Source organism: Peribacillus sp. NPDC096379, from assembly GCF_044762875.1.
Taxonomy (GTDB): Bacteria; Bacillota; Bacilli; order Bacillales; family DSM-1321; genus Peribacillus.
Genome location: NZ_JBIWFD010000001.1, coordinates 1,422,159 through 1,446,137, shown reverse-complemented (window position 1 = coordinate 1,446,137; position 23,979 = coordinate 1,422,159). Strand labels below are relative to the sequence as shown.

Here is a 23,979-nt window from a genome sequence, read left to right as displayed (position 1 = left end):
TCCACATTATAATATCAATAGATATTTACGTGGAAGTCAGCCTCCTAAAGAGCTGCCTACTTTTTTAACTGATTACCCCAATAACAAAGTAAGTAAGAAATAACAATGCGATGAAATACATTGGCTTTGATACATGATTAGCTTTGCCTGCAGCAATCTTTAGTATCGGATATAAAATAAATCCAGCAGCCATACCATCAGGAATACTAAGTGTGTATGGTATCATGACAATAATCATAATTGCTGGGATACTTTCTGAGAAATCATCGAAATCAAGATACTTAATATTCGAGAGCATTAAAATACCGATGATGATAAGTATCGGAGCGATTGCACTGTTTGGAATCACTTTAATGACAGGAACGAACAAAAACGAGAAAAGGAATAGAATTCCTGTTACCACCGATGTAAATCCAGTACGTCCTCCTGATGCAATGCCCGCAGCCGTTTCTGCAGTCGCAACTGGTGGACTTGACCCTAATATTCCGGATAGGAGCACAGATATTCCGGTTGCTTGAAACGCCTTCTGATAGCGCTCAGGCTTACCAATACTATTCACATATCCATGAACGAGCCCGATATTTTCGAATACAAGCACCATGGTCATTGAAAATACAGCAATCCAAAATTCAAGACGATTAATTTCGACAAAAGTAAGGGCATTGAACACTTCTTTGTACTCACTAACCTCTGGAACTGTGAAAGCAATGTCTGTAAGATTGATTGTCCCACAAATGCATGCAATTACGGTTCCGGCAATGATTGTTAAAAGAAAATTGCCCGGAACATTGCGAATAAAAAGTACAAAAGCAAGAATCATTGTCAAAATCGTCGCAATTACTTCGGCATTGCCAAAGTCGCCCACTTGAAGAAGTGTAGAGGATCCGGCTGTAATAAGCCCTCCTTTTTCCAATCCGAGAAAAAGAAGGAACAACCCAAGTCCAATTGAAATTGCTTCTTTCAAAGAATGTGGGATACTTGCATTGATGACATTTAAATAGCGTGAAAAGGCAATAGCAACAAAAATGAGTCCTGATACAAACACAGCTGCAAGCGCTGATTGCCAAGATAGGCCCATTCCTTGCACCATTGTGTATGCGAACATTGCATTAATTCCCATACCAGGCACAAGGATGATCGGCACATTTGCATACAGGCCCATGAAAATACAACCTACTGCAGAAATCAAGATTGTTGCGAGAATTGCTCCATTGAGAGGAATTCCGGCTTCTGAAAGAATCATCGAATTGACAATGATGATATACACAATGGTGAAATAGCTAACAAAACCTGCTAGTACTTCCCGTTTTCCAGTTGTGCCACTCTCTGCAAACTTGTAGTAAGATTCTAAGTTCGTCTTTTTCATTTTACTTCCCTTTAGTTTTCTCCCTCTCCCACCCGTTTGTAGATGTGACAAACCACACACTGTGAGTTTATCAAACATTCACTAAGATACAAGTCTTCTAATTTAGACGCTAATAATCAGAATCCTTTTCACAATGATCCATGCACTCCCTGTAAGAAAGCTGTTAACAATTTCTTCATTTATGTAAATCTATGTATCCATCCACAACTACATCCAACTTGCCTGTATCAGGAGCGATTACAAGACCATGTACCGCAATACCTGTTGGCATTAACGGATGGTTTTTAATAATTTGGACGCTGTTTTTTACACTTTCACTTACATCATTAAATCCACGTAACCATTTCTTAACATCAATTCCCGAGTTTTCGATTGTGCTAAGTGTTTCAGAAGTAATGTCACGTTCCTTCATTTCTTCAATCATGACATCTGCATTTATCGCAGCCATGCCACAATCATGATGTCCAACAACAAAAATTTCATCTGTTTTCAGTTGATAAACAGCTACAAGCATACTACGCATTACACTTCCAAATGGATGAGAAACAGTTGCACCTGCTGTTTTAACGAATTTCACATCGCCATTTTTTAGGTTCATCGATTTTGGCAATAACTCGACAAGTCGAGTGTCCATACAGCTAAGTACAAGCAATTTTTTGTCAGGAAATTTGTCTGTTGCATATTTTACATATTCTTCTTCTTCGACAAATTTTTCATTAAAGGTGATTATTTCTTTTAATAAACTCATCATTTCCACCACTTTTTCTTTAGAATTCTTAAATTATAACAAAACATTTGATAATTCGCTTAAATAAACGTCTGATTTTTATATTTTATTTAGTTTTCTCTTCAATTAGAGACATGGTGGAAGATTGCGGATAAGAAACCGAGCGTCACGAGTTTTACTTCTAAATCTGTTTTTTCATGAAAAGTTAGGATAGGCATATTAGGGTTTTTAAACAGTTTCCCCCATTCCCGGGGCATCCATCCTGTTTGAAACGAAGCAAGTTTTTTGCCATTCATTTCATCCAATTGAAATGAGTTTAACCCTCCAATTTTGATAGGTATCCAGTCTGTTCCATCCGGTTTTGAAATCATCCCTGTTGTTTTGACAAATGCCTTCTTCCTATTTTCTTTATAACGTCCAAGTTCATTTCCTTCATGATCCTTTACAATCATATTACTCCACAGCCCTACCCCTGACTGAAACTGGGCAAGTCGATTTCCAAAACAATCAAATAATCCGTACCGCTTTGGCATAAGCATAGATACAGCATTTGGCAGCAACCATTTGTACCAAGACATGTCTTGATCCCTAATTTCCCCTACGACAGCTCCATCTTTATTAAAAAACTGCATCCTCAAGCTTGGAGCTGGCAGAAAGGCAATTAACAAATGCTCTGTATCAAGAAGTTGCATGCTTTCGGACTGGACATTTATTGGTGTCTCATTCATACGTTTCTCATACAAACGAAAACGTATATAATAATTCAGACTAAGGATTATAAATGGTAAGGTTAGCCAGAGAATATTCCCAGCCATTCTCCCTGATAAATGTAGCACAACAAAGAGAATCGCAATGATTAGTGAGATCATGGCTGCATAAAAGGAAATTTTCGCTGTTTTTTCGTAATACTTCTGAATATCCATCTTCTCTCTCCCCCAAGAGCCCAGTTCTTAATTGGAAAACGGCAACTTTTAAAAAAATAACATTATCTGCTTGTCCAATTAGTTTATTCAAAAAAACAGCCTGTTAGAATGAAAACTTTGACTAAAGAAAGAAGTAAAATCATAAAAAATTGCCTTAGATTTGATGATCCTAGTCGCTAGCATAAGACGAGCAAAGAATATGGAGAGTGAGTTTGAATCGTCTGTTTGTTATGGATACGGAAAGGCAAAATAAATGAACTACATAAAAAGTTTGGCATAACCACTAAAATAAGCAATAAAGGGTCAAGCCTTGTAGCTACTAAATACAGGAAAGATAAGTGTATTCAACACTATACTGTAATAGAGTACGAGGTCTGACCCTTAACGACTTGGCTTATAACAAACGAAAAATAAATGGAATCTTATACTCCGTCCCTTCATACGCCTTCACAGCGCCGATAATCGTAAAGATAAATGCCGCAATAGCTACAACCGGTACCAGAACGAAGCCGATTACTATGAGAAATGTGAGCGATGCAACAAATGTATAGATGGTGTAAGAAATAAGGAAATTCAAATATTCCCTTCCATGGTAATCTATAAATTTAGAAGAATCCTTTTTTATTAACCATATGATTAAAGGGCCTAAAAAAACGGTAAAAAAGCTAAGTAAATAAATTAACATTGCTAAAAATTTTTCATCTTGATTCGGCATCAAAATCCCCTCCTCTGTTATTCCTTCTCTATTCTATACGAATTTTTCAGAAAAAGTTTCACTTTGCATAAAAAATTTTATGAACATGTTCAATTTAGACAAGCATACATATGAAAGTGATGATTGCCTTAAATGAACAAAACGCCACCATTTACCATGGGGGATTAATCCTGTAGCCCGCTACACTCTCCTAATCACAATGGTGGCGATGCGGAGCAGGAATGTTGGATGCTTTCAGTCTACCCGCTAAGTAGATCGTCTTAATTAGTAAGTCGCAAAGCCCTGTCCCCATATTCTTCATACAAAAAAGAGAGGTGAAGCTCCTTGTTAAACGAACTTCAAGCCTTTATTCTCGGAATTATACAAGGTCTAACAGAATTTCTTCCAATCTCAAGTACTGGTCATTTGTACTTAGGAAGACATTTATTCCATTTAGACGAAGCAGGAATCTACCTTGATACGATGCTGCATATCGGCACTCTTCTAGCTCTCCTCGTTGTCTATAAAGGCGAGATTGGTCACTTAATAAAAAAACCCTTTTCAAAATTAACTGCATTGCTTATCGTCGGTACGATTCCAGCAGTAGCTGCAGGGTTACTTCTTAGTGACTGGTTTGATGAATTGTCAAAAACGGGTGTGACGATCGGGTGGGAATTTCTTGCTACAGGATTCATTTTATGGATCGCTGACAATTCTCGACGGGGCACAAAAACCCTAGACGAAATTTCCCTTCAAGATGCCTTTATTATTGGAAGCTTCCAAGCTTGTGCCATCATGCCCGCCCTCTCTCGTTCCGGCTTAACGATAGCAGCAGGTCTATTATGTAAGCTTGACCGTGCAACAGCAGCTTATTTTTCTTTTTTATTATCAATACCAGCGATTAGCGGCGGAATTATCTTTCAATTAAAACCAGTCATAACAGGAGCGATTGAACCCCTGCCGTTTTCAACACTTTTTATCGGGACACTTTCCTCCGCGCTTTTCGGCTATTTAGCCGTTATGTGGATGATCAATTTTTTAAAGAAAAAATCACTGAAAATCTTTTCCTTTTATGTGTGGGCATTAGGAGGAATCATTTTATTTCTTCAATACACTGGAAAATTTTAATCATTCCCTCAAAGCCTTTAATCAGACTAATTTTCCGATGATTCACATCTATATTTTTAAGGAAAGACCATTCTAGAAACAGTAAAATAATAGGTCCATTAAATTGTTGAAATTTGTTGAAAAAAAAACCGCAAATACCTATTTTCTTTTTAAACTTTTTTTAGTATTATCTTTTTAGGATCTTTTGTTTTTTTGATATTGCTGGAAAATAAAAATAGGGAAGGCAAATGGTGCGCCACCGGTTTCCGGTTCTAGTGGGTTCGATTCCCACCCCGAAATTTTTTGATGAATGACTAAAAAATTTCGAGGGTGAGAGCAGGTATACACTAGGACTGCCCTCAAACGGAGGGACGGAAATGTTAAAAAAAAGAGACTTTTCTGATTGCAATACTCTTTATGAAATTATGACGCATCCAGATGTCTTCCCTTTCGTGCGCCATAAAGTAGATTCCTATGAAGAGTATCTATTCGTCACGAAACAAACAATGGAAGCAGAAGAAAAAGGCGAATTGATTTCAAGAACAATTACCGATGAATGGGGTACACCTATTGGTACCATTTCATTATTTGATATTGAAAATCAAGCTGGCTTTCTTGGAACATGGTTAGGGAAACCTTATCACGGTAAAGGCTATAATTCCATGGCAAAAGAAGCTTTCTTTAATGAGGTTTTTTTCGAGCTAGGTATCGAAACGGTTTTCATGAGAATAAGAAAGCAAAATATCCGATCTATTAAAGCTGCAGAAAAACTACCTTATGTCTTGTTAGCCAATGAATCCCGCAAATATTTGTATGAACAATTAAATAAGCACAGCGAAATATATGATCTTTATGAAATACCGAAAGATCTTTATAATCTTCATGTTCTCCGTCAAGACGAAGATGAAACGCAACATTTATTAGAAGCTTAATTGAAAGATAAAAAAAGGCAACGAAATGAATTTATTCAATTAGCGGGTGGGGGGTTCTTCAGCCTCCACCTTCGATTCCTCTAAGCCTTTTAGTTTGTGCGGGATAAATTACTGCATAGACCTTTAAAATGGATTACGAAGAACATTCAATTTTTCAGACTATAAAAAAACAAGCATAGAATCAAATCCATGCTTGTTTTTTCTATTTTATTACTTCTTGATAGAGATTTCCAATGGTTTACGTTTTATACGTAGAAAAAGAATTATTTTTGAAGCTGTATAAGCAACTCATACATCTCTGTACCAGTTTTAAACGGACGTTTTTGTTGCATTTTCGCTTTATATTGTGGCGATTCATCCACCAAATGATCAAGCGTATCAGAAAAAGCCTGATATGTTAAATTTTCCTCTTGAATAACCTTGCTAAAACCTTGACTTTCAAAGCTCGCTGCATTTAAGATTTGATCTCCTCTTGAAGCGTTGGCGCTCAGTGGGATAAGTAGCATCGGTATTTCAAGACCAAGAAATTCATAAATAGAATTCGATCCTGCACGAGACACAACCACATCGGCGCAGGCTAACATATCGAATAGTTCCTCATGAACATATTCAAATGGCTGATATCCTTTCCTCCGTAATTTTTCTTGAATATTTCCTTTTCCGCATATGTGAATAATCTGGTAGAAAGCTAATAGGTCATCAAGATTTTCCGTTATTAGGTTATTTATTCTGACCGCACCTAGGCTCCCACCCATCACAAGCAAAACAGGTTTACTTTTATCAAAACCATATCTCTCTCTACCTTTGTCAGCATTCCCCTTAAATATTCCGTCTCTGAGAACTGCACCAATATAAATAGATTTTGATTTGGCAACATGTTTTTCCGTTTCTACAAATGTCGTAAATATTTTTGAAGCAAATGGCATTGCAAGTTTATTCGCAAGACCAGGGGTATAATCGGATTCATGAATAAACACAGGAATTCGTAACATTTTTGCTGCCAATACGACAGGTACTGAAACGAAACCACCTTTTGAAAAAACAAATTCAGGCTGGATTTGTTTGAGGATTTTCCGTGCATCGAAAATTCCTTTTATAACACGAAACGGATCTTTTAAATTCTCCAATGACATATATCTTCGCAATTTTCCAACTGAAACCGTTTGATAGCTGACGGTCGGAAATTCTTTTTCAATGATTTCTCTCTCGATTCCTTTTTCAGAGCCTATATATGTAACTTCCCAATTATTTTTCAAAAATTCAGGGATGATTGCTGTATTAACAGAAACATGACCAGCAGATCCTCCACCTGTAAACACAATCTTCTTTTTCAATTGATTCACCTTCCAAAGCCAAAAATTTCTACCCCTCATCATACCACATTTCCAGCTGATACATAGGGAAAAACTTATCAATCTGCATAAAAACAGGACAACAGACCCAAAATTTAGTATGTAACATCAACATTTAATCACTTATTAACTGGCTGGCACTGCAACTTATGATATAATTCTACCATTGTGCAAAAATTAATAAATCGAGGTAATATTATGCAAAAGACCTATACAAAACGTGGAAAGATCCGCCAATTATCCACTATTTTATTCCCGCTTCTTATCACTCAGCTTAGTTTATATGCGATGACCTTCTTTGATATTATGATGTCAGGAAGATACAGCACCGCTGATGTTGCAGGGGTTTCAATCGGCAGCTCCTTGTGGATGCCCATTTATTCAGGATTGGGTGGTATACTGCTCGCCATTCCTCCAATTATTTCTCAACTAATCGGAGCAAAAGATACAAAAAAGGTTCCTTTCAATATCATTCAGGCGATATATTTGGCTCTCGCTATGGGAGTTGGTATTACAATAATCGGTGCTATCTTTCTTAACCCTATTTTAAATATGATGAATCTAGAACCAGCTGTGGAACAAATTGCTCATTCCTTTTTAGTAGGACTTGGTTTCGGAATTCTGCCGCTTTTTGTATTTAATGTTCTCCGTTCGTTCATGGATGGTCTTGGTCAAACGAGAATTTCAATGCTCATCACACTATCCGCATTACCTATCAATATCATTTTTAATTATTTATTAATTTATGGTAAACTTGGTTTCCCTGAATTAGGAGGAGCTGGTTCTGGTTATGCTACAGCCATCACCTATTGGCTAATTTTTATCATTGCCACATTAGTAGTGATGAAGGCAGAACCTTTTGCCTCCTATCGAATTTTCGAAAGATTTTATCGAGTATCATTAAAAAATTGGAAAACCCTCCTTGTCATCGGACTACCAATTGGTTTTTCAATCTTTTTTGAAACAAGTATTTTTGCAGCTGTCACTTTGTTAATGAGTAGTTATGATACGATCACAATTGCTTCTCACCAAATTGCGATGAACTTTGCTTCATTTCTTTATATGGCACCGTTAAGTATCTCGATGGGATTAACCATTGTTATTGCTTTTGAAGTTGGCGCAAAACGGTACAGTGACGCACTTGAATACAGCAAAATCGGAATATCCATTGCAGTCTTGATGTCTTTAATTTTCTCTCTTGTTATCTTTTTTTTACGGGAGCAAGTTGCTGCAATTTACACAGATGATCAGCTTGTCCTAAAATTGACAACACACTTTTTAATCTATGCAATCTTCTTCCAAATTTCAGATGCTTTCCAAGCCCCGATCCAAGGAATTCTTCGCGGGTATAAAGATGTGAATTTTACGTTCTTCATGTCATTAGTTTCTTACTGGATTATCGGGCTTCCGTTTGGATATATACTTGCAAACTTAACGGATTTAGGTCCGTTCGGATATTGGATTGGTCTTATCTCCGGCCTTGCACTAGGCGCAATTGGCTTATTGACTCGACTGCTATTCTTGCAGCGAGTGAAGTATTCATCGGTGAAAGAAAATTAAACACAATGATGATCTTAAGAGGTCTGTCTTCATATTCTATATACAGTTTATCGTTATATTTGTATTTAATTTGAACTGTATCAGTAGTTATTCGAGGCGGACTTTTTCGTTGTGCATCCACAAATTTAGGATCTAATCGAGATTTCATCACGATTCCTGATCTATTAACAGGAATGTTTTATTCCTAACTTGGATGACACATCACAGATTTATTTCATGTTCTTTACATACCACGTTGCCTATAATCCCACTGCATAAGAATTGTTTCACTATTTTTGCATATCGGATGCTCTTCCCTATTCGTTACCCTATAGAGACCTTTCGCATATTATATTGTAAATAAATTGATTTAAAGCCTTGTACGGCCCTTAACGGATAAGAAATGAGGTGTACAGAATGTTTCCGTGGAGTTCTCTTTTCTCCTTTCAGAAAAATAGTTCTGATAAAATCAAGCATATGAATCCAAATGATATTCAATCGTTCATGAATCAAATTTTTTCACAAGCGATGCCTGATCAGATGCAACAGTTCATGAATCAACAAAACCCAAACTCAAGTTCACACACACAACAAAACACCTCTTCAGATGGAAAACTACAAGCTGCTGTATTTGAAACGCATTCAGATGTTTATGTTCGCATCCTAATTAAAGATTCAACATGTATTAGACATTTAAAAATCTACCATACTTCCAATCAACTTTTAATAGATGGCATTCCTGGATATGAAGAAAAATTTGTTACTACCCTACCATGCATCGTGAAGAAAAAAGGAACGACGGCGCAATATAAAAATGAAACACTGGAAATTCGTCTTTCAAAGCAGCAAGATATTCAGTTTTCTGAAATAGACGTCTCGGAAATTTAATAAGACGTCTATTTCTGTTTTCAATACAAAAAAAAGACCTCCACCCCGTTATATGCTGGGTGGAAGCCTATTCTTAGCAAATGAATCTAGATTATTTTCCGATGAACATTTGTGTCCAGTAGTTTCCTGATTGTACATAGCCAACTCCGATATGAGTGTAGCTTGCTTTTAAAATGTTAGCGCGGTGTCCTTCACTATTCATCCAAGCTTGTACAACTTGTTGAGGAGTCGTTTGACCTTGTGCAATATTTTCACCCGCAGAAGAATAGTTGATACCAAATTGTTTCATCATATCAAATGGTGAACCATATGTTGGGCTAGTGTGATCAAAGTAGTTACGGTCTTTCATATCTTGAGATTTTGCACGTGCAACTTTGCTTAACTCTGTATCAAGTGTAAGAGCTTTTAAACCGGATTTTGCACGCTCAGCATTTGTCAGCTCAACCACTTCTTTTTCAAATTGACTGACTGAAGAACTTGTTGGAGTTCCAGAATTAGTCGGTTTTGAAGCAGGTGGTGGTGTTTGAGTTTGTGTTGGAGCAGTAGGTGTTTGAACTGGTTGCTTGCTTGGTTCTTTTACTGGTTTTTCAGCTGGCGTTTGTACAGGCTGTTTTGCAGGTGCTTGTGTCGGTTGCTGAACTGGAGCGGCTGGTTTTGCCGTATTTTGTTTAGTTATTGCACCATACTGATTTTGAATGCTAACTTTATAGTTTACTGGAATATTATATTTTGCAAGATATTGATCTAGTGCTGTTTGTAAGTCTTCTTGGCTATTAACCTTAAATGCTACTGTTTGAATGTTTACATTTTTTATTGTAGAAGCATCAGCCTCTTTCGCTCCAACTCCTGTGAAAATTAGGGCCGCTGCAGCCGCTGCTGTAAATAGTGATTTCTTGTTCATTATTAATTCCTCCCTGAAATTCAATGGTGTTTTCTTTCTGCCAAAATCATAACACGGCTTTTTTTGTAACATTCGTACCATGAATTACCTTGAGGGGAAATTAAGAAATGAACTGCTATTCAGAGTAGTAATATTCTATCGCTTTTTCAACGAAAACCTATAGATTAATAGTTTTCTAACGTATTTCTAACTAGATTCAATTTCCTTCTATTTGTCGCTGTCAATGGTAGTCACACGCTTAACTACCAAATAAAACTAGTAATTTAGGATTGACAACTTTTTTTATAGTCTTTTCATGTAACATTCTTTACTTTTATATTACAAAAATAATTATTTGTCACATTTAAAAAACGTAATATTCAGAATTTTAAACGTAATAAAAGAACCAGACCACATCTACTATATATCGTTAAAAAAAGTGTGTTTAACACGATTAACGGAATATATAGTGGTGAGGTCTGACCCTTCCTAAGACAATATCTGTTTACTATTATTTATCGTGATGGTTATGTTGATTTTCATCATTCATCGATTGACTTGCACTTTTTTCTTCCGGTTCACTAGCAGTCCCAATCACAAATTCCTCCTTGGGCATATTATGTAAGTCTCTTGCTTGTACATGAGCATACACATAATAAGTACCTTCTTCAGAGAATGATTGCTCCAGTTGATATACCCCGTCTTTTGAATGTTTTACTTCAATCGTTTCATGGTTTTCACTTTGTGAACGCCAAATTTCGAACTTCACTTCATCGGCATCTTCTACTGCTTCATCACCATATGTAACTTTAGCTTTAAAAGTAACGACATCATTTACTTGGGCATGCTCAGGATTAATTGTCAGCTTTACGTTTAGCATTTTTGGTTCAGTATCTTGCTCCTGATTGTTAGAACAAGCAGCAAGAACGATCATTGAAATCATTAGTAACATGCTTCCTACTTTTTTTCTCATCATTCTTCCCCTTTAATTACTATATTTATAACAAGATATCATGAATTGAGAGTTAAATCAGTAAACAATGTGACAAATTCCAGATAATCACATCGGTGTCTGTGCTAATTTCTCCATTTCTTCCAGATAAACCGAAATAATCATACTCTTCTCTTCGCGGCTTAATTGGGAATGATGAACTCTTTGAAGACATAAATAAAATTTCTCATACCTATTTTTCCTCGCTCTTGGATGACTGTTTTCATCAAGCAGTTCTCCTTTTACTTTTTCGCGAAGAAATTCGTCGGCTTTATTGCCTCGCTCCTCTACTATTCGATTCTTCCATAATTTCGAATAGATTCGCAATAGATTTTTGGCGTTTTCTTCATTCATTTTACTCCCCCCTTTGATTTACATAATTCCCTTTATAAAGGTAATCCTAATAATAGATCAATCTACTTTCCTATATGACATTTTTGTCAGCTCAAAGCAAAACCCAAATCGTTTTAGCCAACTGTATAAAGGAGTGATTCTATTGGCACAAGTTTACCGCTGCCCAAATTGCCGAACAAATAAATCAAGATTCAATCTTATTCAACAAGTCGCAACTTCTGTAAAAAAAGATCCTCAATCTGGTGAAGTTGTACAAGAATTCTCAAGTGATAATTTAGAGCCATTTCATCTTCCTTACCGTGGACCAGAGGTGAGAGTCCAATGTGCAGCATGCGGTTTAATCGAAGACGAAAAAACCTTTGCAGCATTTGGAGAACGAAGCATGTAGTTTTCGTACAAATTGTGCTAATTCAAAACTAATTACAAACAAAGAAGCTGACTTTTTACTCTTCATAGCCAGCTTCTTGCTATGTCTACTCCTTTTTGTCCAAGATGGGTTATACCTTAACTTCTATCTGCCCCAATAGATTTCAAGAAAAACTGATCGAAAACTATTTTTCTTCCAAAGCTATTAGTTGATACCGGATCTCTTCTTCATTAAGTTTTTCACCAATAATAACAAGATTGAGCGGCATTTTAATAAATTCATTCATATAGATTGGCATACCGTAAGAATACTGAAATAAGTATGGCTGCTCAGCGTTTGTAAAGGACAAATAGCCCTTCATTCGATAAACCGTATCCGGGAGACCGCGAAGCCACTCTTCGAAGGAGGTTTGATCTATAGACTTTTTGAAGGAATGGACGATAGCCTGCAAATGTAAATGACTATGGACATCCAATTGACTATGGACATTTTTTTTCTTCATTTTCATTTTTTGTAAAGAAGAAAGGGAGACTTTAGCTTGTGTAGTAAGTAAACTTATTGCCTCAGGATTTATTGCCTGAATCGAGTATACAAGCTGTCCTGCCTCTAACTCACTCACCAAATCCTGTTTGTTTAAGAGGATAAAGTCTGCATGCTGCACCTGTTCAATTAAAAGCTGACGAAGCTGAGGTGACAGCTCGTTCCGATCTCTGAAACGAAGTAAATCCACTACTGTAATAATCCCGCGATATTTTAGCTTTTTAGCAAATAATGGACTCATGATGCTATCCAATACCTCAACCGGATGAGCAGCTCCAGTTGTTTCTATATAAATCGCATCAAGTTCATGCTCAGATAGCAAACTATGTAGCTGCACTTCCACCTTATCTTGAATGGTGCAACAAATACAGCCACCTAGTAGCTCTTTGAAAGGAACCTCATCCCCTAGCCTTGCCGTATCAACGGAAACACTGCCAAGTTCATTCAATAAAATTGCTGCTTTACGCCCTGCTTCATTTTCCTGTTGAATAATTTCCTGCAATAATGTCGTCTTCCCGCTTCCTAGAAAACCACTTAATATGTATACCTCTGTCATTTTTTCCATTCTAAATAAACTCCTGTTTCAAATCAATTTACTTTCACTAGCAGTGTACCATAAGTTAACGTGACTTAACATGTATCTTGCTGCGTTACAACGCTCGTCGCATGAAAATTCAACAAAAAAACCAGCAAAGTGTCCTTTTAGAGAAACTTTGCTGGTTTGATTATTTGCTAGTATTTAACTGACTTTCAAGTACTTCCGATGCTTTTTTTAACTGTGTATCGTTTGCAAGGATCTTTTCTCGCAGAACTTGCATAAGCTTTGTCGTAGATTCACCAGTAAGAATTCCCGTTACCTTGATACTTTGGTCTTTTTGGAATTGTGATACAGCTTTTTCAGTTTCATTGTCGAAGAAACCATCAATTTTGCCAGGTTTATACCCTGCGACTTCTAACATTTTCTCTGCCGTTTTCACTTCCACACCTGATTCAGATACCTTCAGTTCTTTTTCAGGTGAAATATAAGTAAGACTCGCATAATCTGGAAGTTTAACCAAAACATCCGGTTCGATTCCTTTCGAATGTATCCAGTTTCCATTAGGTGTCAGCCATTTTGCCGTTGTAAATTTAAAATTGGAGCCATCTTTAAAATCTGTTGCTGTTTGTACGGTTCCTTTACCAAATGATTTTTCTCCGATAAGCTGAATACCAGCTGATTCTTTGACTGCAGCAGCTACGATTTCCGAAGCACTCGCACTACCGCCATCGATCAACACGACTACAGGTTTTTCAAACACACCATTGTTTCTTGCGTTAGCCACCTGTTTCTCGCCTGTCCGATTTTCCACTTGTAAAATAGGTTTGCCATTTGGTACAAAGATGCTAGCAATTTCTTCGGCTTGATCAAGAAGTCCACCTGGATTACCACGCAAATCCAGAATCATACCCTTCATCCCCTGCTTATCCATTTCTGCAATAGCCTGCTTTAATTCATTAGCAGTATCGATTGAAAAGCTAGTTACTTGAATTTTAGCAATATGATTGTCCAGCATTTCGGCATAAACTGTTTCAACTGGAATGGTATCACGTGTAATTGTGATATCAATTGGTTTTTCAGATCCTTCTCGAGAAATTTCTAAGTCAACTTTAGTTCCTTTTTTTCCCCTTATCTTCATGACAGCTTCAGTTGAGTTTACACCTTCCAAACTGTCACCGTTCACGCTTAGAATTAAGTCATTAGGCTTAATTCCAGCTTTCTCTGCTGGAGAACCCTTAATCGGAGAAACGACCTTAATAAATGAATTTTCCTGTTGAATTTCTGCACCGATTCCTTCAAAAGAAGCAGAAATACTTTCTTGAAAGCTCTTTGCTTCTTCTTGATTCATATAGGTAGAATATGGATCATCAAGTGCTTTAATCATACCATCAATGGCACCGTTCACAAGGTCCGTTTCATTTACATCTTGATAAAATTGATTCTTTAATGTGTCATAAGTAGAATAAAGTTTGGCGAATTCAGGATGTTCACCGGAAGACATTTGAGAAGGTAAAGATGATTCGACTTTATCTGTTCCAAAAGTCAGCGCAATCGTAGTAATTCCTGCCGTTAAAAAAACAAGTAAAAATATCCCCATAATAAACGGAAATCTTCTCATTTTAACATATCGGGTCTTTTCTGGAGATTCTGTTTGTTTATTTTCTTCTTCCAATGCGTGTTCACCACTTTCAATTTGTACCTTCAATTTTCACTCATATTCATTTAGGGTAACTACGGAATCTTACTGCCCGTTTATGCAAATAAATGTAACATTAGTTTGTATGTAAAATTATTTTACCAGATTTATGTCTTTACTAAAAATATAAATGTTTAGGTTAAGCAAAAAAAGGATAATGAAAGTGTTATGGGATAGTTAGCCAAATTTCTTCAATCAGCAAACTATCCCATAATTGAACGTTTCATCTTATTCTTGAATCGCTGCCTCTAAAGCAACTTCAACCATGTCATTAAATGTAGTTTGACGTTCTTCTGAAGTTGTTTCTTCCCCTGTAAGAATATGATCGCTAATTGTCAGGATAGACAGAGCTTTCCGACCAAACTTGGCAGCAAGCGTGTAAAGTGCTGCAGACTCCATTTCTATGGCAAGGATTTGGTATCTCGCCAATTTTTCTAAATCACTGTTTTCATTGTAAAAATGATCTGCTGTAAAGACATTACCAGCTTTTAATTGCAAACCTTTTGCAAGACCTGCTTCATATGCTTTTCTTAATAAATCGAAATCTGCTGTTGGTGCGTAGTCAATACCGCCGAATGTTAAACGGTTTATTTGTGAGTCTGTTGAAGCACTCATTGCAAGAATAACGTCACGTACCTTTACGTCTTTTTGAATGGCTCCAGCTGTACCAACACGAATGAGGTTTTGAACATTATAGCTATTAATCAATTCATTAACATAAATAGAAATCGAAGGTACACCCATTCCTGTACCCTGAACAGAAATTCTTTTTCCTTTATATGTGCCTGTGTAGCCAAACATGTTTCTAACTTCATTGTAAAGTGTAGCGTTTTCCAAAAATGTTTCTGCTATATATTTTGCCCGAAGTGGATCTCCAGGTAACAAGACCGTTTCAGCAATTTCATTTTCTTTTGCACCAATATGTACACTCACTTTTGTGTCCTCCTCTAAAGCTTAAATAGTAAATACCGCAAATAACTATACCATAGCACCTTCCTAAAATGGAAATGTGCACGGAATCTTCATTATAATTGATTTTTGTTAAAAATGCATGCTATTCAATACCTTTGTTATCTCATCTATATCAGTTTCTTTGGAAGATTTTAAAAACTTCGTGTAAAAACAGGGGTAACTCTATTTTTCAGTTTATACCGTTAGGCTAAGCAAAAAAAAGCATTGCTGAGGAGAAACAATGCTTTGGTGCGCCATGTATGTTTTTTGACATAGTCACTATGTTGATCACACAGTAAGTCTAACCTTTTTAAAGAAGTGAGGGGTTATCCGCTAAAGTGAGTTAAACTGATATGGGAAAGTGTAAATTCCACCCAAGTTAGTCCTCAGTATCTTCATCGATAATACATTTATCAAGCAAATAATCGAATGTGATGTCTGCAAGATCTTCTAACTCCTCTTCAGTCGGTATATAGCCCCGTCTCATTAACTCCTGAAAGAAGAATTCCGCAATTTCTTCTGTATCAATGAATACCTCAATTTCTCGCATGTCATCGCCCCCTTATTAAAGATGTATGAGCCTGCAAGACGAATTATGACTGCTTGATTTTATTCCTTCAATTCTTTAATTTTCCATCACCTGCCGTATCTTCCACTGTCTTTTTTATTTTTAATAGGGCTATTTTCATTACATGGAAATAGTCTTCATCCTCAAACCATTTATAAAGCAATTGATAATCATTATAAAGATCGAGCAAACCATCTATAAACTCCTTTTTATCACCATCTTGAACGTTCGAGATTGGTTCTGTTTTTAGCCCATTTTTTTTCAAGGAGTCAGCAACTTTGGATGTTTTTTGCTGGTCCTCAATAAGACCTAATTTAGACATAATACTTTCAGCTCGTTCTGCATCAGCAATTAACGTAATTTCCTCCTCATGGGCTTCGAGCCATTCTCCGTCGGAAATTCTAGAAAGTTCATAGACAATATCTTCCCAGGCATCTTCTTTATAACGCCATATCTCGGTTCTAAAACCAAGTATTTTAAAATAATCACGCTCATATCCATCAACTTGAACGAGGTCACCGAAGGTAAATTTATATTCAATATCAATATGCTCTGAATCAGGCACTAACTCGCCTTCATATTCTTCGACACTTTGAAGTGTGTTTTCTAAATAAAGACCTTGACTGTAATTCACTTCGTAAACAAAAGATTCATCCATAAATTTCACATCTGTGATTTTCCCTACTGTCCCATACATCGTAATAACCACTGTATCGCCTTTCTTGAATTTCGGCTGTTTCTTTTTCCCCATAAGAGACATCCCCTTATAAATCGGTCCTATATGTTTAATTAATATAAAGTATATGCAGAATATATTCACTGCGTTAATCTGAATTCTCTGATGCCGTTGTATTATTTCCTTTATACCCGCATACAAAAAAGCCAGTCCTTTTTCAGTCGTAAAAAAAGGACTAGCTCTCAATTCTTTTTTACACTATTCAGTAAATCTGGTTACTCATTAGTAGCTGTAATTTCACAATATCCAACCTTTTAGTGTAGCCATTACTAATAAGCCGATAAGCAATTAGCTTTGTATGAACAAACATCCATAGATACCTCATTTGATTTATGAATGTATCATCTCTTCTCGTTCAACATATACACATCCCAAGCTTCATCAAAAATAGACATACTGCGTAGATAATGCCCATTCATTTCTAAATACCGGCTAAGTTCATCATAATTATTAGCTTGCTTCGGAAATGTATGATCATTAAATGCTTCATTCGCAAATTTCGTCATTTCATCCACTTCTTTCGGCTGGCGATATTTCATTAAAAAAGTGTAAAAAGACTTCATGATAACCCTCCAAAATAAATTAAATCTGACATAAATATAATGGAGATTTGTCTTGCCGTCAAAAAAGAACATCCAGATAGAAATCGGATGTTCTCTATCATTACTACTATTGTTTCAACAGAATGGTTACATTTTCGCTTATTCGCCCTACTACTACAATTTTATTATCGTAACAAATATAGAGGCGAACAAATTGTATTCACGAAAAGTCAAAATAGTTTCGCTTAAGCAGTCGCTTCATCTTCATCAATTCTTGAAAATCAACCGTTTTATTTAAGTTCTCCGTAGAGATTAAGAATAGTTGGTCTTCAATTTGTTTCACCGTTTCGTCATTTTGATACACAGCCCCACAGCTTTCACAGGAATAGGTGGGAGTATTTAAGATTTCAATCGCTTTTGTACCATCTGGAAGCTCCCAATAGACCGATCCAGCACCAAGTACAACCCCAGCGACTTCACACCAGCTGCATTTATCCATTTTGATCCCCCTTATCTTGATCACTCTTTGCAGATGACATTTTCTTTAGTTGTGCCTGATATTTTTTTTCTTTTAAGATGTCACGCTTTTCACGTTGATCCTTTAATGTACTATGTTCAGGATTATTTTCATATTTTTCACGACGATATAAACGTTCAAGTCCTTCAGGGACCAAATTGAACTTACTCTCATTCAGCAAACCAGCAATGCCAATATCTGAACGTTTATTTCCAGCGTGCGGGTAAATACTCTCAAAGTAATCATCTGCCCGCCCTGGTGTGTAATTTTCTGGTTCGGGATACGTTGAAATAACACCTTCAAAGTTGCGAAGAACTGTTTTCTCTGGTGATTGCGAAATAATGTAATTAGGCTGAAGAGTAATTTTTCCTCCGCCACCAGGAGCGTCGACGACAAATGTTGGAATGGCATAACCTGAAGTGTGTCCCCGCAATCCTTCAATGATCTCAATTCCTTTTGAAATCGGTGCCCTAAAATGACCGATTCCTTCAGACAGATCACATTGGTAAATATAATAAGGCCTGACGCGGATTTTCACGAGATCATGCATTAATTTTTTCATAATCGGCACACTGTCATTAATTCCTGCGAGAATAACAGCCTGATTGCCTACAGGAACACCAGCATCAGCAAGCATTTCGCACGCTTTCTTTGCTTCTTCTGTTATTTCAATGGATGTATTGAAATGTGTATTGAGCCATACTGGGTGATATTTTTTTAAAATTGTACATAAATTTTCGGTGATCCGATGCGGAAAAACAACAGGCGCACGTGTCCCAATCCTGATAATTTCCACATGTGGGATGTCACGCAAATTTTTCAATATATACTCCAGAATCGTATCGTTAATCAAAAGTCCGTCGCCACCAGATAAAAGAACATCACGAACAGCTGGCGTTTCCCTAATATATTGAATCGCTGCATCAAGTTGTTTCTTTGGAACCCCCATTCCAATCTGCCCAGAAAATCTTCTTCGTGTACAATACCTGCAATACATAGAGCATTGATTCGTCACTAAAAACAGGACCCGGTCCGGATAACGATGGGTTAACCCTGGCACCGGGGAATCTTCGTCTTCATGAAGCGGATCTTCCATATCATATTTCGTTTTATGCATTTCACTTGAAATCGGGACACTTTGCATTCGTATTGGACATCGTGGGTCATCAGGATTCATTAGTGAGGCATAATAGGGTGTAATATTAAGCGGAATCGTTTTCGTCGATATTCGAACACCTTCTTCTTCATCCGGTGTAAGGTTAATCACTTTTTTTAAATCATCTAATGTTCGAATTGTATTCGTAAGCTGCCAAATCCAATCATTCCACTTCTCATCTGTAACATCTTGCCACAGCTCAATATTTTTCCAGTGTCGATCAGGTTTATATAAATCGAATAACATCATGGTTCCCCCTTGCATCTTGATAGTAATAGTTAATGCAAGAATCATGACAATATAGACAAAAATCATGTATTTTATAAAAAAATTTTTATCATCATATCCGATGATTATATTTTACTAAGCTTATACTGAAGCGTTTGACGGGGTATTTGGAGCAATTTTGCTGCTTGTAAAACATTCCCTTTTGTTTTTGTTAAAGCATTAGATATCAGCTCTTCTTCTGCTTGCTTCAAAGCCTTTCTTAACGGCTGAATGTCTAGTGCATGAGTACCCTTTAATGCTTTCAAGTTGGAGTAATCTTTGGCAATTTCGATGGCTCCAATCAGCTCTCCATTTACATGTAGTGGCAAGGTCGTATTGATGGTTTCAATCATTTTCCCATGAATATTCATATAAGACTGTTGCTTATCTTTAATTGGTACTCCTCGCTCAATCACCTTAAGCAGAGTTGAAGAATGGTGATTGAGAGACGGAAAGGATTGTATAAGTGGCGCCCCTAACACTTCTTCCACCTTCATTCGATCCCTTTCCGCTGCTACTTGATTATAAAAAATTGTATAACCTTTCGTATCGATAACATGAATACCTTCATCAATACTCGTTAAAATCGCTTCTAACACTTCTCGAGTCGTGTAAAATTCCTGATTCACCTTTTATTCACTCCTTTAAGCCTTGTCTATTAAACTATATGAAGGAGTGCCGTAATCTTGTCAGTTTACTGCTGATTTTTCAGCATTTATGAAAAATTTTTCACCCAGATATTCATGTCTTCTAGTTTATCAGAAATAAAACAGTTATTCGCTAATCTTCCACGATACGTGTAATTAAGTGAATGGAAGGCCGCATTCATGCCAAATGACAGAGCTCTTGCAATGGAATACATACAAAAGATTTGCTGTTCGGCTAGGTATTTTTCTAGCTCCTTAATTAGAAGCTTCATTAAACCGAATTGCCGATGCTCCGGCAGTGTCGCACAATCGGTTATTTCAGCATTATGATAATGGCTGTTCATTTCTGCTGACGCGGCGCTTACAATTTTCTCGTTAAAAAGACAAACATAAAACACAGCATCGTTTTCGATACATTTTTTCACATATTCTGGGTCATTCATCGGAACCGGATAAATTTCAAAAACCTGTTTATATAAACGTGCCAATGCTTTTGCATCAGCACTATTCGCTTTTCTTATTGTATAACCTAAAGGAAGCTGTTTTCTTTGTTCAATAGCGCTAAGGGATAATACCCGGGTTAAAATTTCGTCTTCTTCTTGCCAATTTATACTGTTTCGACGCTCATTTTGATAATATTTTGCAAAAAAACAACAATCACTGCCAAAAAAATACTTATCAATACTTGCTTCGAAGACAAAACCTGCTAAGATAAGCTCTTTGAAATTTTCCTCACGCGCTTTCACAATCAGTTTCTCTGCACCGATTTCTAAGACGGCTTCTTCCGCTGTTGTTAAACAATGTGTAATATTTCCTAAATAATCATCCATTCTAACCCGTTTATTAAAAGGATCGATTACAAGTTTCACATAAAAGCTATTTCCATTTATCACTTTTTCCAAAGGTATATGATTCATTAGCCTTCCCCTTTACTTTATTTTGTATTTAGTGTACCAAAAAATATGGGAAGGGTCAGACCTCACACCTTCTCTCTCTTGTATATTTGGTTGAATTTATTTCTTATGCCTGGTCTAACCCCGATGAACTACTCTCACTGTTTTCATTATTCGGTAACTTCACACCAATCAAGAATTGTTAACGCAATAATTTGGGCCACTTCAATCATTTTTTCTATTTCAATATATTCATTAGCATCATGGGCTAATTCCGTTTTGCCTGGTCCAAACACAATGGTCGGGATTCCGCCAACTCCAGATAAATAGCCACCATCCGTTGCCCATGGCGATGCTTCTAACTTTGCTTCTTGATTCGTTTTTTCTTTATAAGCAGCTTGCACGGTTTGAAGAAATGGATGCTCTAAGTCGATATGACCAGGCAACCAACGTGCACCGAAAAATTCAAGTTCAACCGGTTTGTTCCTAAACCAGTCAGACGAGGAGTTTAGTTCTAAAATACACGCTACTAAGCTGGCTTTGGCTTCATCTACTGTTTCAAAAGGTGCGACTCCAAGACGTCCTTCCAAAACGACTGTATCAGGAACAGAAGATGGCCATTCACCGCCATGGATTTTTCCAAGATTGATCGGAATCGGGATGGGGATATTTTCATACAATGGATGAGTGAGTGCTGCGTTTCTTTTATTCTCTAAGCCTCGGATGGCTTCCATCACAATGACGGATTGCTCAATAGCACTCACACCCTCATATCGAGTGCCAGCGTGAGCTGATTTTCCTTTTACAGTAAGTCGAAACCACATCGAACCTTGTTGAAGCGGAAAGATTTTCATATTCGTAGGTTCAGGGATAATCGCCCCATCTGCACGGTATCCTCGTAGTACCGCTGCAAGTGTGCCTGCCCCACCGCTTTCCTCTTCAATTACACTTTGAAAAATCATATCTCCTTTTAGCTTGATTCCACTTGCCATAATTGCCTCAATCGCCAACAGCAACGAAACATTGCCACCTTTCATATCAGTAGACCCTCTGCCATACACTTTACCATTCATATATTTTCCGCTAAAAGGATCCATTTCCCAATCATTTTGATTCCCTTCTGGTACAACATCGATATGCCCATTCAAAAGAATAGATTTTCCAAATCCTTCCCCTCTTTTTATCGCCACAAGGTTTGGATTTCCTGTAAAATCACTACGGTCACAGTGAAATTGTGGGTGATTTTTTAATACATCATCGCCAATCTCCCAAATATCCAATTCTAATCCGAGTTCGCGGCATTTTTCAATGATAATCGCTTGTGCACCACCCTCATTGCCCCGCTTACTTGGTTCTTGAATTAGCTTTTGCAATAATTTGACGCCTTTAGTATAGTTCTCATGAATCCAATCTATCACTCTTTGTTTTTTATCCATCACAATCTCTACCTTTCTTTTATGATGTGAATATGTTTGGCCTGCTTTACTTCCGCATCTGTTTTCGCTACAACATCGTCAAAAGTATAAGGTTCGAACATGTCCGTTAACTCAAGCCCTTCAGAAGTAACGGAAAAAACACCGAGCTCTGTAATGATCATATGTACACAGTTAGGGGCTGTTAAGGGCAATGTACATGCTTTGACTAGTTTCGAAGCGCCACTTTTGTCAAAATGATTCATTACAACAATGACCTTCTTTGCTTTGGCTGCTAAATCCATAGCCCCACCCATCCCAGGAATTCGCTTCCCTGGCACTATCCAATTCGCAAGATCACCTTTTCCACTAACTTGTAAAGCTCCTAAAATGGTTAAATCGATACGTTCTGACCGTATGATCCCGAATGCCGTGGCACTATCGCAATACGAACCTCCTGTCTGCAATGTGACAGGATACCCTCCGGCGTTACAAAGATTTTCGTCTTCTTTTCCAGGTTTAGGAGAAGATCCCATTCCAATAATTCCATTTTCAGTATGAAACATGACTGGAAAATTTTCCGGCAAAAAATCAGGTACCAAAGAAGGAATCCCAATACCCAGATTAACTAGCATCCCTTCCTTAATTTCTTGTGCTGCTCGCTTTGCTAGTATCTTTCTTATTTCTGTTCCCATGCCCATTGCCAATTCACTCCTTTCGATTGCACGATATAATCTACAAATACCCCTGGAGTAATAATTTCTTCTGGGTTCAAGGAGCCAATGGGGACAATTTCTAATGCCTCTACAATCGTTGTTTTTCCAGCCATAGCCACATAAGGGTTTGAGTTTCTGGCACTTTTATCAAAAACCAAATTTCCATAATAATCAGCTTTTTTTGCATAAACAATGGCAACATCGCTCGTTATAGCTGGTTCAATTAAATATTCTTTTTCTGCAACTTTCACTTTTTCTTTATTTTGGTTTACAATTTCTGCCTCAATACCAATGTCAGATAATATACCACCAAGGCCCATCCCGCCTGCTCGAATTCGTTCAATTAATGTTCCTTGTGGACTAAATTCAATTTCCAGCTCACCAGCGTTCATATAAATTCCTGCAGTAGGATTGGATCCAATATGGGAAACAAGTAATCTTTTTGCTCGTTTTTTTGTAATGATTTTCCCGATTCCAATCGTAGGAAATCCAGCGTCTGTGCCGATTAATGTTAGATTCTTAATACCTGTTTCTATAATAAGATCGACCAATCCCGGCGGTGTACCTACTCCTCCAAAACCACCGAATAAGATGCTCATTCCATCTTTAAAAAGTGGGGCCAAACTGTCACGGTTCGTTACTTTTTTATACGTATTTTCAGTCATATTCCTCACCTCCTG

26 protein-coding genes are annotated in these 23,979 nt (G+C 37.1%); 5 read left to right on the top strand and 21 right to left on the bottom strand.

Features of this window, described 5'->3' with window-relative positions; translation table 11 throughout:
- Nucleotides 1–64 precede the first annotated feature (64 nt).
- From ACIQZI_RS06860 to ACIQZI_RS06845, 4 genes are all read right to left on the bottom strand, one after another.
- Nucleotides 65–1,366: an NCS2 family permease gene (locus ACIQZI_RS06860; RefSeq protein WP_403070857.1), complete on the bottom strand. Its 1,302-nt coding sequence runs from the start codon at nt 1,364–1,366 to the stop codon at nt 65–67.
- A 175-nt stretch (nt 1,367–1,541) separates the two neighbouring features.
- The gene (locus ACIQZI_RS06855; protein WP_403072109.1) at nt 1,542–2,114 is read right to left on the bottom strand and encodes a beta-class carbonic anhydrase; all 573 of its coding nucleotides are present in this window, start codon (nt 2,112–2,114) and stop codon (nt 1,542–1,544) included.
- Nucleotides 2,115–2,215: 101 nt separating this feature from the next.
- A complete protein-coding gene (locus tag ACIQZI_RS06850) occupies nt 2,216–3,016 on the bottom strand; it encodes a hypothetical protein (RefSeq protein ID WP_403070855.1) in 801 nt (266 codons plus the stop codon).
- Between the two features lie 394 nt (nt 3,017–3,410).
- Nucleotides 3,411–3,731 (bottom strand): DUF4870 domain-containing protein, encoded by a 321-nt coding sequence (locus ACIQZI_RS06845; protein WP_062178942.1) that lies wholly within the window; start codon nt 3,729–3,731, stop codon nt 3,411–3,413.
- Nucleotides 3,732–4,055: 324 nt separating this feature from the next.
- Here ACIQZI_RS06845 and ACIQZI_RS06840 point away from each other — a divergent pair, with 324 nt between their 5' ends.
- Nucleotides 4,056–4,838, top strand: coding sequence for an undecaprenyl-diphosphate phosphatase (locus ACIQZI_RS06840; RefSeq protein ID WP_403070852.1), 783 nt, complete (start codon nt 4,056–4,058; stop codon nt 4,836–4,838).
- Between the two features lie 356 nt (nt 4,839–5,194).
- Nucleotides 5,195–5,749 carry a GNAT family N-acetyltransferase gene (locus ACIQZI_RS06835; RefSeq protein ID WP_062178938.1) on the top strand — a complete coding sequence of 185 codons (555 nt, stop codon included), beginning with the start codon at nt 5,195–5,197 and terminating at the stop codon, nt 5,747–5,749.
- A gap of 263 nt (nt 5,750–6,012) precedes the next feature.
- On the opposite strand, the gene ACIQZI_RS06830 is transcribed toward ACIQZI_RS06835, so the two are convergent.
- Entirely contained in the window at nt 6,013–7,092 is a 1,080-nt protein-coding gene (locus ACIQZI_RS06830) for an undecaprenyldiphospho-muramoylpentapeptide beta-N-acetylglucosaminyltransferase (protein WP_403072106.1), read from the bottom strand.
- Between the two features lie 207 nt (nt 7,093–7,299).
- Between ACIQZI_RS06830 and ACIQZI_RS06825 the strand changes: the two genes are divergently transcribed.
- On the top strand, nt 7,300–8,661 hold the full coding sequence (locus tag ACIQZI_RS06825; protein WP_403072103.1) for an MATE family efflux transporter: 1,362 nt from the start codon (nt 7,300–7,302) through the stop codon (nt 8,659–8,661).
- 396 nt (nt 8,662–9,057) lie between these two features.
- Nucleotides 9,058–9,528, top strand: a complete 471-nt coding sequence (locus tag ACIQZI_RS06820) for a hypothetical protein (RefSeq protein WP_062178934.1) — start codon at nt 9,058–9,060, stop codon at nt 9,526–9,528.
- 91 nt (nt 9,529–9,619) lie between these two features.
- Here ACIQZI_RS06820 and ACIQZI_RS06815 read toward each other — a convergent pair whose 3' ends face one another.
- From ACIQZI_RS06815 to ACIQZI_RS06805, 3 genes are all read right to left on the bottom strand, one after another.
- Nucleotides 9,620–10,429, bottom strand: a complete 810-nt coding sequence (locus ACIQZI_RS06815; protein WP_403070847.1) for a CAP domain-containing protein — start codon at nt 10,427–10,429, stop codon at nt 9,620–9,622.
- Nucleotides 10,430–10,919: 490 nt separating this feature from the next.
- Nucleotides 10,920–11,384 carry a FixH family protein gene (locus ACIQZI_RS06810; RefSeq protein ID WP_403070844.1) on the bottom strand — a complete coding sequence of 155 codons (465 nt, stop codon included), beginning with the start codon at nt 11,382–11,384 and terminating at the stop codon, nt 10,920–10,922.
- 84 nt (nt 11,385–11,468) lie between these two features.
- On the bottom strand, nt 11,469–11,753 hold the full coding sequence (locus ACIQZI_RS06805; protein ID WP_062178926.1) for a hypothetical protein: 285 nt from the start codon (nt 11,751–11,753) through the stop codon (nt 11,469–11,471).
- A 142-nt stretch (nt 11,754–11,895) separates the two neighbouring features.
- On the opposite strand from ACIQZI_RS06805, the gene ACIQZI_RS06800 reads away from it, so the two are divergent.
- Nucleotides 11,896–12,141 (top strand): hypothetical protein, encoded by a 246-nt coding sequence (locus ACIQZI_RS06800; RefSeq protein ID WP_062178923.1) that lies wholly within the window; start codon nt 11,896–11,898, stop codon nt 12,139–12,141.
- A gap of 163 nt (nt 12,142–12,304) precedes the next feature.
- On the opposite strand, the gene ACIQZI_RS06795 is transcribed toward ACIQZI_RS06800, so the two are convergent.
- The 13 genes from ACIQZI_RS06795 to ACIQZI_RS06735 all read right to left on the bottom strand — a co-directional run bounded on the left by ACIQZI_RS06795 (nt 12,305) and on the right by ACIQZI_RS06735 (nt 23,964).
- Complete coding sequence (locus ACIQZI_RS06795) at nt 12,305–13,225, bottom strand: CobW family GTP-binding protein (RefSeq protein ID WP_062178921.1); 921 nt, start codon at nt 13,223–13,225, stop codon at nt 12,305–12,307.
- Between the two features lie 160 nt (nt 13,226–13,385).
- Nucleotides 13,386–14,903: a lmo1851 family serine protease gene (locus ACIQZI_RS06790; protein WP_403070839.1), complete on the bottom strand. Its 1,518-nt coding sequence runs from the start codon at nt 14,901–14,903 to the stop codon at nt 13,386–13,388.
- Between the two features lie 219 nt (nt 14,904–15,122).
- Nucleotides 15,123–15,827 (bottom strand): purine-nucleoside phosphorylase, encoded by a 705-nt coding sequence (deoD, locus tag ACIQZI_RS06785; protein WP_062178919.1) that lies wholly within the window; start codon nt 15,825–15,827, stop codon nt 15,123–15,125.
- Nucleotides 15,828–16,224: 397 nt separating this feature from the next.
- Nucleotides 16,225–16,395, bottom strand: coding sequence for a YozD family protein (locus ACIQZI_RS06780; RefSeq protein ID WP_403070836.1), 171 nt, complete (start codon nt 16,393–16,395; stop codon nt 16,225–16,227).
- Nucleotides 16,396–16,462: 67 nt separating this feature from the next.
- Nucleotides 16,463–17,164 carry a hypothetical protein gene (locus ACIQZI_RS06775; RefSeq protein WP_403070833.1) on the bottom strand — a complete coding sequence of 234 codons (702 nt, stop codon included), beginning with the start codon at nt 17,162–17,164 and terminating at the stop codon, nt 16,463–16,465.
- 326 nt (nt 17,165–17,490) lie between these two features.
- Nucleotides 17,491–17,712, bottom strand: coding sequence for a YozE family protein (locus ACIQZI_RS06770; RefSeq protein WP_082674990.1), 222 nt, complete (start codon nt 17,710–17,712; stop codon nt 17,491–17,493).
- Nucleotides 17,713–17,911: 199 nt separating this feature from the next.
- Complete coding sequence (locus ACIQZI_RS06765) at nt 17,912–18,190, bottom strand: YokU family protein (protein ID WP_403070828.1); 279 nt, start codon at nt 18,188–18,190, stop codon at nt 17,912–17,914.
- Nucleotides 18,183–19,610 (bottom strand): lysine 2,3-aminomutase, encoded by a 1,428-nt coding sequence (gene kamA, locus ACIQZI_RS06760; RefSeq protein WP_062178908.1) that lies wholly within the window; start codon nt 19,608–19,610, stop codon nt 18,183–18,185. The genes ACIQZI_RS06765 and kamA overlap by 8 nt, the downstream gene beginning before the upstream one ends.
- Before the next feature lie 107 nt (nt 19,611–19,717).
- Nucleotides 19,718–20,260, bottom strand: a complete 543-nt coding sequence (locus tag ACIQZI_RS06755) for a helix-turn-helix domain-containing protein (RefSeq protein WP_403070825.1) — start codon at nt 20,258–20,260, stop codon at nt 19,718–19,720.
- 86 nt (nt 20,261–20,346) lie between these two features.
- Nucleotides 20,347–21,195: a putative beta-lysine N-acetyltransferase gene (ablB, locus tag ACIQZI_RS06750; RefSeq protein WP_062178902.1), complete on the bottom strand. Its 849-nt coding sequence runs from the start codon at nt 21,193–21,195 to the stop codon at nt 20,347–20,349.
- Between the two features lie 146 nt (nt 21,196–21,341).
- Nucleotides 21,342–22,610, bottom strand: a complete 1,269-nt coding sequence (locus ACIQZI_RS06745) for a peptidase (protein ID WP_403070819.1) — start codon at nt 22,608–22,610, stop codon at nt 21,342–21,344.
- Nucleotides 22,611–22,615: 5 nt separating this feature from the next.
- Nucleotides 22,616–23,284 (bottom strand): 3-oxoacid CoA-transferase subunit B, encoded by a 669-nt coding sequence (locus ACIQZI_RS06740; protein ID WP_403070816.1) that lies wholly within the window; start codon nt 23,282–23,284, stop codon nt 22,616–22,618.
- Nucleotides 23,263–23,964 (bottom strand): CoA transferase subunit A, encoded by a 702-nt coding sequence (locus ACIQZI_RS06735; RefSeq protein ID WP_403070813.1) that lies wholly within the window; start codon nt 23,962–23,964, stop codon nt 23,263–23,265. Before ACIQZI_RS06735 ends, ACIQZI_RS06740 begins: the two co-directional genes overlap by 22 nt.
- Nucleotides 23,965–23,979: the final 15 nt, after the last annotated feature.